Source organism: Lentibacillus kimchii (assembly GCF_055381965.1).
In genome coordinates this window covers 2,324,681-2,341,289 of the sequence record NZ_AP043934.1, presented here as the reverse complement: position 1 = coordinate 2,341,289, position 16,609 = coordinate 2,324,681, and the positions used below count along the sequence as shown (strand labels likewise).

Genomic DNA, 16,609 nt, shown 5'->3' with positions numbered 1-16,609 from the left:
CACTTGGCCGGCAAAACAGGGTGGTACCGCGAAAACGCTAACCTTTCGCCCCTTCGTACGAGAAGAGGCGAAAGGTTTTTTATGAAACGATTTCATATCATTGGAAAACGATTCAAATCTATCGTGAAAGGAGAGAAAGACGATGCTGCAAGATTCTAAATTACTTCGTACACCAGGACCGACACCGATCCCGCCAAGTATCCAGCGTGCCATGAACCAGCCGATGATCGGACACAGAAGTGGGGAGACAAAGGAGCTTCTGGGGCGGATTCAACCCAAGCTAAAGTCCGTATTTGGTACGGAGGAAGACGTTATGCTGATGACCGGCAGCGGCACAAGCGGGCTGGAAGCAGCGGTTGTCAATTTGGCTGCAGAAGGAGATGAGGTGCTGGTTGTCGTAACTGGCGCATTCGGTGACCGATTGGCTACCATTTGCGAGACCTATCACTTACGCACACACCGGCTTGAATTTACGTGGGGTCAGGCAGCAGACCCTGATCAGATCAAAGCTTTTTTGCAGCAGCACCCGCATCTGAAGGCTGTCTTTCTCACTTATTGTGAGACATCGACTGGTGTGTTAAACCCGGTTCAGTCGATCAGCAAAGTGGTACGTGACCAGTCTGATGCGTTGGTGATTGTGGATGGTGTTTCCTGTATCGGTGGTGTCACCACACAAATGGATGCATGGGGAATCGACCTCCTTGTAACAGGATCGCAAAAAGCGCTGATGCTGCCGCCAGGCTTAACCTTTATTGCTGCAAGCCAGCGGGCATGGCACACGATTGAGGCAAACAAACAAGCAAGATTTTACCTTGATTTGCGCCAGTACCGGGAACAGTTGGCGAGTCATGCTACCCCGTTTACGCCTGGTTTGTCTTTGTTGTTTGGATTGGAAGCGTCGCTGACCCTCATGGAGGAAGAAGGGCTGAACCGTGTTTATGAGCGGCATGAAACAATGGCAAAAATGCTGCGCGCGGCCATGAAAGCCTTAGATGTTCCCTTATTAACCAAGGATCAGGATGCCTCCCCAACCGTTACGGCGATTCAGCCGAAAGATGTCAACGCTGAATCGCTGCGTGCCCAGGTTAAACAAAAATTTGGCCTCGAGTTAGCGGGAGGTCAGCAGCATTTAAAGAATAAACTTATTCGTGTTGGCCATATGGGCTATTGTGCACCGAAGGATATTTTACAGATGGCAGGGCTCTTGGAACTTGGATTGCAGCTAGTGGGAAAGTCAGTTGTGCTGGGAAGTGGCGTCGCAGCAGCACAGGAAATTTATTTGCAGCGGGAGCGTGAGTTGGCATGACATATCGCGTATTTATCAGTGATCCATTAAGCGAAGATGGTATTTATCCATTGCAGGAAGCGGACGATATGGAGGTTGTGCAAGAAACCGATCTGACAAACGAGCAGCTCCACGAGCGCCTGACCGATTATGATGCATTACTGGTTCGAAGTCAGACCAAAGTAACGCGGGAACTGATAGAGAATGCTCATCGTTTAAAGGTGATTGGGCGAGCGGGTGTCGGTGTCGATAATATTGATCTGGAAGCAGCAACAGAATACGGCATTATGGTTGTGAATGCGCCGGATGGCAACACGAATTCAGCGGCCGAGCATACGATGGCGATGCTCGCGTCTCTAGCCCGGAATATCCCACAGGCTGATGCTGCGTTGAAGCAAAACCGCTGGGACAGGAAAGCCTACGTTGGTGTGGAAATGAAAGGCAAAACACTGGGGATTGTTGGACTTGGCCGCGTCGGTGCTGAGGTGGCAGCACGTGCCCAAGGGCAGCGCATGAACGTGATTGCTTATGATCCCTTTTTAACGGCGGAACAGGCCGATAACCTGGGAATCAGGAGCGGATCAGTGGCTGACGTGCTGCAGGCAGCAGACTTTATTACCGCTCACACCCCGTTATTAAACGAGACAAAACACATTATTAATAAGGAAGCATTCGAACAGATGAAGGATGGTGTGCGGATTGTTAACTGTGCGCGTGGCGGTATTATTGATGAGGATGCTTTATATGAAGCTATTATCAATCAAAAAGTCGCCGGAGCAGGGCTGGATGTGTTCGAGGAAGAGCCGGTTTATGACCATAAATTACTTGAACTGCCAGAAGTTATCGCAACCCCGCATCTGGGAGCCAGCACGGTTGAAGCACAACGAAATGTAGCCATTGATGTCAGTAATGATGTTGTAACGATTTTACGCGGCGGGGTCACGCAAAACGCCGTTAACATGCCATCTGTCCCACAAGACATCATGAATCAGATTGCCCCGTACTTTGATCTGGCTGCAAAGCTTGGAACATTTCTGGCGTACCTGGAACAGGATGCTGTCGAGGAAATACATGTTTACTATGCAGGGGAATTGGCGGAAATGGACGTCACCCCTTTAACAAGGAATACGGTTAAGGGCCTGTTGAAACGGCATTTGGGCAATCGCGTTAATGATGTGAATGCAGCATTTTTAGCCGAAAAAAAGGGAATTACCATTCACGAGCAAAAAACATCCGCAACCAACGGATTTACCGACCTGTTAACAGCAGAAATTAAAACCAAATCCAGTATACGTCAAGTGGCAGGAACATTGCTGCGTGGACTCGGGGCACGCATTGTCAAAATAGACCATTACAGCATGGATCTTTCGCCACAGGGGCATATGGTCTTCATCCGCCATAACGATCAGCCGGGAGCCATCGGGCGCGTCGGCGGGCTTCTGGCTGACAATCAGGTTAATATTGCCACCATGCAAGTGGGGCGTACAGAAATCGGCGGCGAAGCGATCATGATGCTTGTGATCGACAAACCACTGAAACAGCACGAACTGAACCAGCTGAAGGAACTGACAGAAGTGCATGACGCGACCGCAGTGGAATTGTAGATGGCGCGGCTGTTCCTGGGGGCTGTTCCTGGGTGCCTGGCACGACCCGGTTTTTGTCGTTTTCTGGCGGATGCTGTCGCCGGAGAGGGTAGCCATTTTACTGGAAGTTAGCTTTATTTAAACGTGAGATGTTAAAGTGAGAGGGGATTAACCAGAGTTTACCATTCTAATGATAATCATTTCTCTGGCTAACCAATAAAGAATGCTTGAAAAGGGGTCCATTTATAATGAAGAAAAGATATTTAGTTACGATTCTAGCTGTTGCTTTTACACTACTATTACTATCTGCATGCAGCGATGATTCCTCAAGTGCGTCAGATCAACCCGATGAAAACGATCAGGAAGACGTGATAGATGATAACCGTCATGCAGATAACAATGCTGACGCTGCAGCAAATCAGGATGAATCTGATAGCAAAGACGTGCATGGATCGCCTGACAGTGAGCAAAACGATCCTTCTTCCGATACAGATCAGACTAATACCGTTAACGGAAATAATAGTGAAAATGCAAGTTCTAATGATAAGTTCACGAAGGGCGATCATGACAATGCGAAGATAACGCGTATGGCTGAAGCGATTGACCATCTGAAAACGAAACTTGATGAGAACGATGAGGTCAATATGAGTGACACAGAATTCATCCCTGATGATAGATCTCCAAAGACAGATAAAAAGGGCAAGTATTATATCATCAGCTTAGTGTCTAAGTCGATGAGAGAAGAGGGCGGCTCCGGAACTGTTGGAAAATATAATGTGTATCAAAACGGCGATTATGAAATGGCATACTAACCATACTCAAAGCAGTGCCTGTCACGACCCGATTTTTGTCGAATGATATAAAAAATGCTAGCTGAATCCCTGAGTTTTCGAGTGATGCAAACTCGGGGATAAGCAGCTAGCGTTAGAACTTTGAAAAGTATTAGTGTGTTTTATTTTTTATGTTAGTTCATCCATTCGTCAACAACGTCTTGGTTGTTTTCTATCCATTTTTCAGCGCCTTTAATTGGTGCATCCTCATTTTCTTGGACCGAAACCATTAAGTCACCGAGTTGCTCGTCCGTTAATTCCCAATTGCTCATCCAATTATAGACATTTTCATAATCTGATTTAAATTCATCACGGCTTGCCATATAAATTTTCTCTGTTTCCCCATATGTTTTTTGGGGATCGTCCAGAAACTTCAAATCAGCTTTGGAGAAAATGTCATGAGGCTTCCATAATGGTGCCACGACAGGCTCTTTATTATCCACTTTATCTTGAATGGTTGCAATCATGGCGGCCTCGCTGCTTTCGATTAGGTTATAATCAAGGTCATAGTCCTCAATGACTTCCTTCGTTTTCTTCATTGTGCCTGCGCCAGGCTCAAAACCTGTTATGTCGCCGTTGAACTTATCTTTATTTGCATTTAAATCTTCAATACTATTAATATCTTCCATATATTCAGGAACGGCTAATCCTACGATGCCATTCCGATACCATGGATCCTCCTCAAAATTGGCTTCATCTTTATATTTGTCATAATAACTTTTATCCTGTACAGGAAGCCATACTTCAGGAGCTATATCTAAATCGCCCTCAGCTAAAGAGGCCATTTGAGGGCCCATTTCCATAAGTTTTAAGTTGACGTCATACCCTTCATCTTCCAAAAGAGCCTTCCACATGCTTGTTACAGCAATGTTTTCCGGCCAATTAATTTGTCCGATAATGATTGTGTCTTTATCTTCAGCTGACGCTTCACTTTCTTTATCTGAATCATCACTTGAATCACTTTCGCTGCAAGCTGCGAGAACAAGGAGCAGCATTGTGGTTAAGATTAATAGACTTTGTTTACTAAAACGCATGAATTTTTTAACACCCTTCTTTGTTGAATTTAAAATAAGATTTTTCATTAAGTATTATAACTTATTTGTATATGGCGCCTTCCCCCTTTACGATGTTAAAAATAATAAATGTATTTATTTTTAATTAAACAATCGTTCCACATAATATGATATTAAAATAAATAGTTTTGTCAAATCAGTTATTGATTTTTACGCCCATTTTACATCACTAATGCCGTGTCACGTGTTTTTTGTTCGTTTCTATTACTTTTTAATGGTTTACAAGGTTTATAGAACCATGTTATATTAAGGTTATTCAACCTGTTAAAAATAAATTTAACAAACTAAATTAAACGTATAAAAGATATGATGATGTTTTAATGCAATCGATAATTTGGGGAGGTTTTAACATGAATCATGAAAAATATGACTATGTCATTGTCGGTGGTGGCAGTGCGGGTTCTGTCCTTGCCAATCGCCTTAGTACAGATGAAGATAAGAATGTCCTGCTCCTGGAAGCGGGTCGCAGTGATTATCCGTGGGATTTGTTCATTCAAATGCCGGCAGCGTTAATGTTCCCGTCAGGCAATCCGTTTTATGATTGGCGCTACGCAACGGATTCGGAGCCTTATATGAATGGGAGGCATGTCGACCATGCCCGCGGCAAAGTACTCGGGGGCTCCAGTTCCATTAATGGTATGATTTATCAACGCGGCAACCCGTTGGATTTTGAACGGTGGGCATCTGATAAAGGAATGGAGAATTGGGATTATGCCCATTGTCTTCCTTATTTCAAACGACTGGAAACAACATCTGGAGCCGATGATTCTGATGCGTATCGCGGTCATCACGGACCCATGAAATTAAAACGCGGTCCTGCGACTAATCCGTTGTTTCAAGCCTTTTTCGATGGAGCCGTAGAGGCCGGTTATTCAAGAACCCCTGATGTCAATGGTTTTCGCCAGGAAGGGTTTGGTCCCTTTGACAGCCATGTGCATAATGGCCGCCGCATGTCTGCATCACGTGCCTATTTGCGCCCGATCATGCACCGAAAAAATCTCAAGGTGGAAACACGTGCGTTTGTCACCGGCATTGACTTTAACGGGACGCAGGCTGAAGGTGTAACCTATCAAAAAGATAAAAAAGCCTATAATGTATCTGCCGGAGAAGTGATTCTGGCAGGCGGTGCCTTTAACACGCCGCAATTACTGCAATTGTCCGGTATAGGGGAAGCTGAACATTTACGGTCGCTTGGCATTAATCCGATCGTTGATTTGCCAGGTGTTGGTGAAAATCTTGAGGATCATCTGGAAGTTTATATTCAGCACGCAACGCCGGAACCTGTTTCCGAGCAGCCAAGTCTTAATAAAGCTAAAATGCCTTGGATCGGTCTGCAGTGGCTCCTGGGAAGAACGGGACCCGCGGCATCCAATCATTTTGAGGGCGGCGGTTTTGTCCGTTCGAATGAAGAGGTCGATTATCCAAACCTCATGTTTCATTTTCTGCCGCTGGCGGTACGGTATGACGGGCAAAAAGCTGACACCGAACATGGCTTTCAGGTTCATGTCGGCCCGATGTATTCGAACTCACGCGGAAGCGTTAAGATTAAATCACGCAATCCTTTCGAGCATCCCAGCATCATCTTTAACTATCTATCGACGGAAAAGGATCGACGTGAATGGATTGAAGCGGTGCGCGTTTCAAGGAACATTTTGAATCAGCCATCCTTACAGGCGTATAGTTCAGGTGAAATTTCACCCGGGCCATCGGTTCAAACCGATGAGGAAATTCTGGAGTGGGTAGCCAACGATGCTGAAACAGCCCTGCATCCATCCTGCACAGCTAAAATGGGGGATGCGTCTGACCCGATGGCTGTCGTTGATCCGAATTCAATGAAAGTTCATGGACTCGATAATGTGCGTGTGGTTGATGCTTCGGCTATGCCGTATACCACCAATGGCAACATTCATGCACCGGTATTGATGCTTGCCGAAAAAGCGGCGGACCTTATCCGCAGCCAAGAGCCTATGCCACCTTTATATAAGGACTTTTATCGTCATGGTGTGCATTCGAAAGACGCCGGAACCGTTTAAAAACAGCAGCCTGCTGGATAATAATTTAAACTACTGGATTGATTAGCTATCCAGTAGTTTTTTCATTCGGGATTCATGTAATCTGGGAAGGGAAAAACGCTAGGGGCACGTTACAGTATATAGGAACAATTGTTCGGTTAAGTTTCTTGTGTTACAATGTGGTCAAGCATAATGGATCGATTTCCCAAGGGAGGGCGGCTATCCCCTATGAAAGGGGGGTGATGCCTATCGACGTTTTCCAAGTATTATCCTTGATGATTTCGTTTGGGATACTTGTTTATATGCTGACCAGTCATAACGATAAATAGACCTCCCATAAGGTAGCTGCTCTACCGGGAGGCCTCTCACTTAAAACGGAGCTGCCCCGCTTGACGGGGTGCGGTCCGTTATGCTCATGTTACATACATATTGCTTAGTATTATTGTACCATTTTATCTATTGAGCTGCCAGGTACATACACTATTCAGAATTGTGTATGCACCTGGCACTGCTTTTAAAATGCTACGGGTAATTCTTTCAGGCCGCGCATTAGCATTCCTGGGCGCCATTGCAGTTTTTCTGGTTCGGTGTCCAGCTGGAGATCGGGCATCCGGCGCAACAAAGTCGTTATGGCGATTTCGCCTTCTAAATCCGCCAGCGGGGCGCCAAGGCAAAAATGCACACCCTTGCCAAAAGCAAGGTGTTTGCTATTACTTTCCCGTTTGATGTCAAACACATCGGGATCATCAAAATGCTCGGGATCATGGTCCGCAGAATCCAGCGCGACCAGCACATGATCGCCTCTTTCGATGGTTTTGCCTTGCAGTTCCACCGTTTCATTTGCCCAGCGATCGGTGCTGAACTCAACAGGGCCTTCGTAGCGGAGGAATTCGTTAAGTGCACCATGAATAAGGTCCGGCTGATTTTTTAATTGTTCCATTTGGTCAGGGTGCTGCAGCAAGGCAAGGACACCATTTGTAATCAAGTTCACCGTTGTCTCATGTCCGGCAATAATTAAGAGCGATATAACGCCATAAAGTTCCTTCTCTGTCAGACGGTCGCCCTCGTCCTCAGCGTGGATGAGCTGGCTGACCAAATCATCCTGAGGATCCTTACGACGTTCGGCGGTTAACTGCTGAAGATAGGTCACAAAGGCCTCGACGTATGGCTGCATATTTTCATTGGCGTGTTCTGGATTGTTATTAGCTTCCACAAGCGCATTCGACCATGTACGAAATTGGTTCCGATCTTCTTTCGGAATGCCAAGCAGTTCACAAATAACGATAATTGGCAACGGAAAAGAAAAATCACCGACCAATTCCATACGACCTTTGGCTTCTGCATTATCCAATAATTCATTGGTAATCTCTTCAATTCTCCCCCGGTAGCGCTCGATCATCTTAGGTGTAAAGGCTTGCTGAACCAGACTGCGCAGTCGTTTGTGATCAGGTGGATCGGAAAATAGCATGTTTTCAGCTAAAGCACTTGAATGATCATGACTTGTTTTTTGCTCTTGTTCGTCCCGCAACTTGGCGTAATCCTTAATAAATCGTCCATCCTTTAAAACGCTTACAGCATCTTCATAACGCGTTACGATCCATGCAATATGACCGTCCGGCATGAGCGTTTGATAGACGGGATCATGGCCGCGGAGGATGCGAAACGTTGGATAGGGATTTTGATTAAACGTTTCGCTGAATAGATTAACCGATTCATTTGACTGCTGCTGCCTTGATGACTGTTCGGACATATGATGATGTCTCCTTTCGTTTAGTGCCTGTCATGATCCGAATGTTGTCAAATCACATCCTGTTGAGCATTATTTATTATAGGATAGTTTTCACCCCATCCTAAAAAAATATGTCCAGGTGCCAGGTACATACACAATTCTGAATAGTGTATGTACCTGGTACGTTAATAACATTTTCTGGGCTTTTGTTAAGTCATGCCTAATGAGATAATAGGTCTGAATTTTAATGTGGGAATGTATGGATCACTTGGGAGATTAATACAGGGTGCAATGGCATTACATTAGGTGATCTCAATGTAAAGGGATGTTTATACATGGAATTCTATGAGACAAATCGTGACAAGCAGGCAATGGAAACGAAAAAGCGAGTGATTGAAGCTGCCCGGCATATATTCTTAAAAAATGGCTTTGATAAGACCACCATTTCCCAAATCATTAAGGAAGCGGGCGTCGGTTATGGTACGGCGTATGTCTATTTTAAGAATAAGGATGATATATTCGTTACCGTTATGGAAGATGTTATGGCGAAATTTTTAAAAGTGGCTCACCAAACATTTTATCCGCAATCGAAAGAAGAAGCTGTGGAACAAATCAGAAGCCAGGTGACTGACTATATGGCCCTGGCGGTTGATGAGCGTGCCATCTTAAAAATTGTCAATGAAGCGATTGGACTAAGTGATATGATTGCATCGAAGTGGTCGGAAATCCAGCATAAGTTTATCGATGGTATTACGGCCGATATAACGTATTCTCAATCCAGACAACTCGCCAATTCTGCATTTGATCCCGCGATTACGGCTAAAAGCTGGTATGCGATGAACGAAACATTTATGTGGCATTTTGTGGCGTCACAAGATCAGGAATTGAAACCAATCGTCGATCAATTAACGTTATTTTACATGTCAGCGTTATATGAGGAATGACTATTAAGCAATAGTTAATTGTCAGTTAACTGATATAGGGTCATTGACATTGTATCAATAATTCTATATAATCTGAATATAAAAACAAATTTACAAATAAGCATATAGTAGGATGGTGACAATGCATGGCGGACATGATGTATTCAAGAACAGATGCCGAGGATATGGATGCTCGCGACGAATTGCGTCAGTATCGCGATGAATTTTATATTCCAAATAATACTGTTTACATGGACGGAAATTCATTGGGACTTATGACCAAACGGGCAGAAAGCTATACACAGTCGATGCTTGATGCTTGGAAGAACTATGGAATTGATGGATGGACAGAAGGAACATATCCGTGGTATTACGTGTCTGAATACCTTGGTGATCGGATGGCACCGCTGATTGGCGCGAAAAATGAGGAAGTGATTGCAACCGGTTCCACAACGGTTAACTTACATCATTTGGCAGCAACTTTTTATCACCCTAAGGGCAATCGGACTAAGATTCTAGCAGACACGCTGAATTTTCCCAGTGATATTTATGCATTGAAAGCGCAGTTGCGCCTGAAAGGTTATGATACTTCCCAGTTGGTGCAGGTGTCCAGCCAAGACGGGCATATGCTGGATGAGGCAGACATTATCGCGGCGATGACGGATGATGTTGCGCTTATTGTGCTTCCCAGTGTATTGTACCGGAGCGGGCAGATTCTGGATATGGAGCGGCTAACGAAAGAGGCGCATGCGCGCGATATTACCATCGGGTTTGACTTATGCCATTCAGTCGGAGCCATTCCACATAACTTGCATGATTGGGGTGTTGATTTTGCCTTTTGGTGTACGTATAAACATTTGAACGGAGGACCAGGCAGTATAGGCGGACTCTTCCTGCATGAAAAACATTTTGGCATAACGCCGGGGCTTGCAGGCTGGTTCAGTTCTGCGAAGGATAAGCAGTTTGATATGGAACATACCTTGACACCAGCAGATGATGCCGGAGCTTTCCAAATTGGAACCCCGCATGTGTTGAGCGCGGCACCTTTGATTGGTGCTCTGGACATTTTTCATGAAGCCGGGATGGCAAGCGTGCGCCGAAAATCACTCGAATTGACGGATTATATGATGAAGCTGATCGATTATGAACTAGCTGCATATGGCATGGCGATCTGCAATCCGAAGCAGCACGAACAACGGGGCGGGCATGTCTATGTAGAGCATCCGGAAGCTGCCCGCATATGCAAAGCGTTGAAGATGAAGGGCGTGATCCCGGATTTCCGGACACCGAGTGGTATTCGCCTGGCACCGGTTGCTTTCTACAACACGTTTACCGACGTGTATGATACGGTACATACTTTAAAAGACATTATGGCTAATGGTATCTACAAACAATTTGCCAACGAAAGGGATGTTGTTTCCTGATGGGTGAATGGATCGATATTTCGCAACCACTCAATAATGATTTGGCGCACTGGCCCGGAGATCAGGCCTTTAATTATCAGACGCCGCTCACTAAGGACCAGACTGGTTCAGTAAATATAGGGAGAGTGACGACGAGTGCGCACGTCGGGACGCATGCAGATGCGCCTTATCATTTTCAAAAAGATGGCAAGAAGATACTGGATTTAGAAATTGATCGCTATATCGGCCCTTGCAGGGTAGTTGATCTGCAGATGTTTAATCGTATTGATGCAAATGCCTTAAAAAGTAAAGTTACCGCCTATACCGAACGATTGCTGATCCGGACTTCCTTGCCGAATGACCCGAAACGTTTCCCGGAAGATGTCACTCCGATTACAGCTGATGGCGCCCGTTATATGCAGACACTCGGCGTTCAGGTTGTTGGAGTCGATACGCCTTCGGTTGATCCGATCACGAGCAAGGAGCTTGTCGGCCATCACGCTCTATTCGAGCACGACATCAATATTTTAGAGAATGTTATGCTTGATCATGTGGATGAGGGCATGTATGAGCTGATAGCGCTGCCGCTGCCGCTTCAGGATGCTGATGGAAGCCTGGTCAGAGCGGTGATCAAGCCAATGAAGGGGGCCAATGACCATGCAAAATAAGCATGAAACCTTTAAAAATGAAGCTGGCATTCATACGGATTTTAAAGAGAAGATGACATACAGCGATTATTTAGGACTGGATACATTGCTGAATAGTCATCATCCATTGAGTGACCACCATGATGAAATGATGTTCATTTCCGTGCACCATGTGAGCGAAATCTGGATTAAGCAAATTCTGCATGAACTGCATTCGGCCACTCGTGATATTCAATCAGGCCATTTATCCACGTCATTCAAAAAATTAGCGCGGGTGGCTGAGATTCAGAAACAGCTGAAACATGTCTGGGATGTGTTGGGTACATTGACACCGGCAGAGTACATGGCGTTTCGTGATAAGCTCGGCAATGCTTCCGGATTCCAATCATATCAGTACCGGATGCTGGAATTTGCACTTGGCTATAAAACAGAATATGTGCTGCAAATCTATGAAAATGAGCCGAAACTGCTGGCGATTCTGCAGGAAGCACACAATGCTCCGAGTCTTTATGATGTCTCCGTCCAGGCACTTGCCCGAGCAGGACTTCCGATCGATGAAGGTGTTCTGCAGCGTGACGTGCGTTATACGCATCAATCCAATACGAGTGTCAAAGAAGCGTGGATCATGGTATACCGGAACGTGGATCACTATTGGGAGCTTTATGAGCTAGCGGAGAAACTGGTGGACATCGAAGACCTCTTTCAGCAATGGCGTTTCCGGCATATGAAAACGGTCGAACGGGTCATCGGTTTCAAGACGGGAACGGGCGGATCCGGCGGTGTCGCCTACTTGAAGAAAGTATTGGATCAGTACTTTTTCCCCGAGCTTTGGGAACTGCGAACAGAGGTATAAGCACGTTATCCTGGAAATATACATGTGATGGGCAGACGTTCGTGTAAGGACACTGCTGAATAGCAGGAGTGGCGGCTGAAAGCAGGTTACGCAAAGGGGAGCCATTTGGCGTCATTGGAAGAAAAACGTTTATTAAAGGGGGAGGAAGGACATTGGCACAAGGCGATAAATTTCGTTCAAAAGCTGGTTTTATTTTAGCTTCGGCTGGTTCCGCAATCGGTTTGGGAGCGATTTGGGAATTCCCTTATATGACCGGACATGCCGGAGGTGGCGCTTTCTTTTTCATGTTTCTCATTTTCACCTTCCTGGTGGGATTGCCCATTCTGCTGGCGGAGTATTTCATCGGAAGGGGATCGCAAAAGGACGCTGTGCGTTCTTATAAACATTATGCGCCTGGAAAGTCGTGGCATTTAGTTGGACGATGGGGCATCGTGGGCAGTATCATCCTTCTGTCTTTTTACAGTGTTGTCGGCGGCTGGATTTTAGTCTATCTATTGAAGGCTCTAACAGGTGGTTTGAGTAACCTGGGAAGCGAGACATATGGAGATGTTTTTGCGGCTATGTCCGCGAATCCTTTCATCGCTTTCTCAGCTCAGATAGTCTTCTTGCTGGTGGCCGTTTTGATTGTGTCACGCGGCATTAAAAATGGTATTGAAAAAGCAAGCAAATTTCTCATGCCCGCATTGCTCGTGTTGTTTATTATCATCGTCGTACACTCCTTAACACTGGCCGGTGCAGCCGAGGGCGTATCGTACTTTTTATCATTTGATTTTTCCGGCTTGACGGCAGAATCGATCCTCATGGCCTTAGGGCAATCCTTTTTCCTCTTGAGTGTCGGTTTCAGTAACCAAGTCACGTATAGTTCCTACGTCGCCAAAGATGAAAACCTCGTGCGCTCAGGTACCACTGTTGTCATCATGAATATATTCGTTGCTTTGCTGGCGGGATTAGCTATTTTTCCGGCTGTATTTTCATTTGGTATTGAACCGGAGGCAGGACCAGGCTTGCTATTTATCGCATTGCCGGCTGCGTTCAGTCAAATGCCATTGGGAATGGTGTTCTTCACGCTTTTCCTTATTCTGTTCCTGTTTGCGGCTCTCACGTCGGCTTTTCCGCTGCTGGAAATTGTCACAGCTGCATTGACTAAAGATGACCAGTCCAAACGTAAAAAAATGGCATGGCTCGTGGGTCTGATCGTGTTCATCGTTGGTATTCCATCCGCCCTCTCATTTGGCGTCATGAGCGATGTACAACTTTGGGGCAACACGGTATTCGACAATGCCAATTATCTCGTTTCCAATATCATGCTTCCGCTGGGTGCATTGTTCATCGCCCTTTTTGTACATTTCCAGATCCCGAAAGAAACATTGTGGAAAGAATTCACCAACGGCATGAGCAAAGGAAGGCGCCTATTTGCCGGCTGGCTGTTCATCATTAAATATGTCGCCCCCATCGCCATTATAATAGCCTTTCTGAATGTTATCGGCGTATTTTAAAGTACCAGGTACATAAACAATTCAGAATTGTTTATGTACCTGGTACCTTCTATTATGCAGGATTTTTCGGCTGCAGTGGAGAGAGACTTGAATGATGGGTCCAAGTGCAAAAGCAATGATAACCGTCCCTATGCCGATGGGGCCGTCTAATAAAAAGCCTGTGATAGCGACGGCAATTTCCAAAAGCGTTCGCGAAAAAGTAATGCTCCAATTCAGCTTATCCGACAGCAGAAGCATTAATGAGTCCCGCGGGCCGGCTCCTAAATCCGCTGAAATATAGATGCCGCCGCCGATGGCCAGAAGTATAACACCAAGAATAAAAGCGCTGGATTCCGACAGAAGTGTATGCGGATCCGGTATCAGCCAATTAAATAAATCGATAAAAACACCGACTAATGTTAAATTCGCAAATGTGCCTATCTGCGGCAGCTTACGCAAGCCAATCGATGACGCTATAATAATAATGACGCCGACAATAATGGACCATAGACCAATGGAGAGTCCCAGCTGTTTAAACAAGCCGACGTGCAGCACATCCCAGGATCCTACACCAAACCGCTGTCCTTTGACGGTCAGAGCAACACCAAGTCCTTCGATCATTAGGCCAACAAAAAAGAAAAGCCACCGAATACCTAGATCTCGTTTCATGTTTGTCCTTCTTTCGCTTGTCATATCGTTAACCAGTCTAGTTATAACAGACTATTAGATTTTCGTCTATATAGGTGGCAGGTACACGAACAATTCCAAATATTATATAGCATTTGTGCCTGGTACCTTAATGAGCTGCCTGGCTTTCTTTACCTATTTTGCTATGAAGGAATTTTCGGCTGTAGCGCAGAGAAACCTGAATGATGGGCCCGAGTGCGAAGGCGATGATAACCGTCCCTACGCCGATGGGGCCACTCAATAGAAAGCCGATAACCGCGACAGCAATTTCCATAAGTGTTCGTGCAAAGGTAATACTCCAATTCAGCTTTTCTGACAGCAGAAGCATTAACGTATCACGTGGACCTGCGCCTAAATCCGCCGAAATATAGATGCCACAGCCTATGGCTAGAAGCATAACGCCAAGAATAAATGTGATAAATTCCAGTACAAATGAATGCGGATCCGGAATAAGCCAATTAAAAAAGTCGATAAATAAACCAACTGATGCCAAATTCGCAAAAGTGCCGATTTGAGGCCACTTACGCAAGCCGATAGAAGCACTCGCAACAATAAGGATACCCATAATAATGGACCAGAGCCCAATCGATAACCCGAGCTGTTTAAACAAACCCACGTGCAGCACATCCCAGGACCCAACGCCAAATCGCTTCCCTTTGATAGTCAAGGCAACGCCCAGGCCAAGGACCAAGAGACCAGTAAAAAAGAAAAGCCACCGAAAACCTAAACCCCTTCTCATATCCACCCTTCTTTCACTCATCGTAAAGTCAATTAGTCTAGTTATAACAGATTGAAAGCATCCGCGTCCAGATGATTAGATGTTTTATTTAGCTGTTCTGGTCGTCAGCTATTTTGTTTATTATTTGATTGAACAGCTATGAAAAAATAAGATTTTAGTACTTCGATGGGTTCAAGGATTCACATAAGATATCCTTGCTAAGAAATGTCGGTTATCCCTACTTAAGCTGAATGACTTAAGACTTCAGACTAGTTCAGAAACACAGTTATATCAATCAAGTTTTGAAAGAACTGTATAGAGTCGGTGATCACTTCGTATATCTTGATCCACGATTTATTTGTTGCTGGTACTGCAACATGGCAACCCCCTAAAACAGCCTCATCCCCTTATTGAACCAAAACCGGATAAAATCTCATGCTGTTCACCATATGAATGAGGAATAATACCAAAAACATACATAACAAAAAGAAATTGGTTAACAATGATAAATGCAAAGACTGACAATGATTTACACACATAATCGATTTTACCAATAAGTCTTTGCGATAAAGTTGAATCACCTAAAAACTTTAATGTCGTAAGGAGGCGGGGAAAGTGGCAGATGATGATAACCCAAATAATCAATCCTCGGAAAAAGAAAGGTTTGATTCGAGCAGACGTCGATTTGTTAAAAATACCGGAATGGTTGTTGGAGGCGTAGCTGGGGGTTCTCTCCTTGGTGGTTTTTTTACTGATCAATTTCTGGACGATACAGGAACAAAGGAAAAGGAAAATGGCAAACAGCCTATTGACTATATTGAAGCAAGGATGTTTTTTAAACATAAAAAAGACTTTGATGTTCTTAACCATGCAACAGAGCGTATTTTTCCTGAAGATGAAAGTGGTCCAGGGGCGATTGAATTAGGCGTTCCTTATTATATTGACAAACAATTGGCGGGAGATTGGGGAAAAAATACGGAAATGTATATGCAGTCTCCTTTCCAAGACGATGAAATACCTTTAAAAAGAGAAGATGTTTTTTTACAAGGTGTACGTAAAATTAATGAAGCGAGTAAAAATAAGTTTGAAGACGATTTCAAAAATCTGGAAAAGGGCGAACAAATTGAAGTGCTGCAATTACTTGAAAATGATGACGTCGATATGGAATTAATCAGGGCATCTGATTTTTTTGAAAGTCTAAAAAGCGCTGTGATGGAAGGGTGTTACTCTGACCCTATTTATGGCGGTAATAAGAATATGGAAGGGTGGAAGATGAAGGAATATCCAGGTGTTCAAATGTCTCATAGAAGTAATCTGGAGAAAGAGGAATTTATCGCCATGGAGCCAAAAAGCTTGAAAGATTACATGGATATCGAAAATTAATATACAAG

At 44.8% G+C, this 16,609-nt stretch carries 14 protein-coding genes and 1 other annotated feature (1 of these 15 only partly in view); of the genes, 10 read left to right on the top strand and 4 right to left on the bottom strand.

The features are described 5' to 3' along the window. Positions 1 to 56 (top strand) — a binding site (T-box leader) (it extends 172 nt beyond the left edge of the window). Between the two features lie 86 nt (positions 57 to 142). From ACZ444_RS12325 to ACZ444_RS12315, 3 genes are all read left to right on the top strand, one after another. Then, positions 143 to 1,306 carry a pyridoxal-phosphate-dependent aminotransferase family protein gene (locus ACZ444_RS12325; protein WP_382358713.1) on the top strand — a complete coding sequence of 388 codons (1,164 nt, stop codon included), beginning with the start codon at positions 143 to 145 and terminating at the stop codon, positions 1,304 to 1,306. Beyond that, a complete protein-coding gene (serA, locus tag ACZ444_RS12320; RefSeq protein WP_382358712.1) occupies positions 1,303 to 2,889 on the top strand; it encodes a phosphoglycerate dehydrogenase in 1,587 nt (528 codons plus the stop codon). Before ACZ444_RS12325 ends, serA begins: the two co-directional genes overlap by 4 nt. Positions 2,890 to 3,116: 227 nt before the next feature. Next, a complete protein-coding gene (locus tag ACZ444_RS12315) occupies positions 3,117 to 3,680 on the top strand; it encodes a hypothetical protein (protein ID WP_382358711.1) in 564 nt (187 codons plus the stop codon). Between the two features lie 152 nt (positions 3,681 to 3,832). On the opposite strand, the gene ACZ444_RS12310 is transcribed toward ACZ444_RS12315, so the two are convergent. After that, on the bottom strand, positions 3,833 to 4,732 hold the full coding sequence (locus tag ACZ444_RS12310; protein ID WP_382358710.1) for a glycine betaine ABC transporter substrate-binding protein: 900 nt from the start codon (positions 4,730 to 4,732) through the stop codon (positions 3,833 to 3,835). Positions 4,733 to 5,121: 389 nt separating this feature from the next. Between ACZ444_RS12310 and betA the strand changes: the two genes are divergently transcribed. Continuing rightward, positions 5,122 to 6,804, top strand: a complete 1,683-nt coding sequence (gene betA, locus ACZ444_RS12305; RefSeq protein WP_382358709.1) for a choline dehydrogenase — start codon at positions 5,122 to 5,124, stop codon at positions 6,802 to 6,804. Between the two features lie 493 nt (positions 6,805 to 7,297). Here the strand turns inward: betA and ACZ444_RS12300 are convergent, their stop codons facing one another. Further along, positions 7,298 to 8,533 carry a cytochrome P450 family protein gene (locus ACZ444_RS12300; protein WP_382358708.1) on the bottom strand — a complete coding sequence of 412 codons (1,236 nt, stop codon included), beginning with the start codon at positions 8,531 to 8,533 and terminating at the stop codon, positions 7,298 to 7,300. A gap of 314 nt (positions 8,534 to 8,847) precedes the next feature. Between ACZ444_RS12300 and ACZ444_RS12295 the strand changes: the two genes are divergently transcribed. The 5 genes from ACZ444_RS12295 (at position 8,848) to ACZ444_RS12275 (ending at position 13,834) form a co-directional block, all read left to right on the top strand. Beyond that, the gene (locus ACZ444_RS12295) at positions 8,848 to 9,456 is read left to right on the top strand and encodes a TetR/AcrR family transcriptional regulator (protein ID WP_382358707.1); all 609 of its coding nucleotides are present in this window, start codon (positions 8,848 to 8,850) and stop codon (positions 9,454 to 9,456) included. Between the two features lie 134 nt (positions 9,457 to 9,590). Continuing rightward, a complete protein-coding gene (kynU, locus tag ACZ444_RS12290; protein ID WP_382358736.1) occupies positions 9,591 to 10,859 on the top strand; it encodes a kynureninase in 1,269 nt (422 codons plus the stop codon). Beyond that, the gene (gene kynB, locus ACZ444_RS12285; protein ID WP_382358706.1) at positions 10,859 to 11,506 is read left to right on the top strand and encodes an arylformamidase; all 648 of its coding nucleotides are present in this window, start codon (positions 10,859 to 10,861) and stop codon (positions 11,504 to 11,506) included. Before kynU ends, kynB begins: the two co-directional genes overlap by 1 nt. Continuing rightward, positions 11,496 to 12,338, top strand: coding sequence for a tryptophan 2,3-dioxygenase (kynA, locus tag ACZ444_RS12280; RefSeq protein WP_382358705.1), 843 nt, complete (start codon positions 11,496 to 11,498; stop codon positions 12,336 to 12,338). The genes kynB and kynA overlap by 11 nt, the downstream gene beginning before the upstream one ends. 152 nt (positions 12,339 to 12,490) lie before the next feature. Continuing rightward, positions 12,491 to 13,834 (top strand): sodium-dependent transporter, encoded by a 1,344-nt coding sequence (locus ACZ444_RS12275; protein WP_382358704.1) that lies wholly within the window; start codon positions 12,491 to 12,493, stop codon positions 13,832 to 13,834. Between the two features lie 21 nt (positions 13,835 to 13,855). Here ACZ444_RS12275 and ACZ444_RS12270 read toward each other — a convergent pair whose 3' ends face one another. Together ACZ444_RS12270 and ACZ444_RS12265 are read right to left on the bottom strand one after the other, a co-directional pair. After that, positions 13,856 to 14,482, bottom strand: a complete 627-nt coding sequence (locus tag ACZ444_RS12270; RefSeq protein WP_382358703.1) for a YczE/YyaS/YitT family protein — start codon at positions 14,480 to 14,482, stop codon at positions 13,856 to 13,858. 127 nt (positions 14,483 to 14,609) lie between these two features. Beyond that, positions 14,610 to 15,239 (bottom strand): YczE/YyaS/YitT family protein, encoded by a 630-nt coding sequence (locus ACZ444_RS12265; protein ID WP_382358735.1) that lies wholly within the window; start codon positions 15,237 to 15,239, stop codon positions 14,610 to 14,612. Positions 15,240 to 15,833: 594 nt separating this feature from the next. Between ACZ444_RS12265 and ACZ444_RS12260 the strand changes: the two genes are divergently transcribed. Next, the gene (locus ACZ444_RS12260; protein ID WP_382358702.1) at positions 15,834 to 16,601 is read left to right on the top strand and encodes a gluconate 2-dehydrogenase subunit 3 family protein; all 768 of its coding nucleotides are present in this window, start codon (positions 15,834 to 15,836) and stop codon (positions 16,599 to 16,601) included. Positions 16,602 to 16,609: the final 8 nt, after the last annotated feature.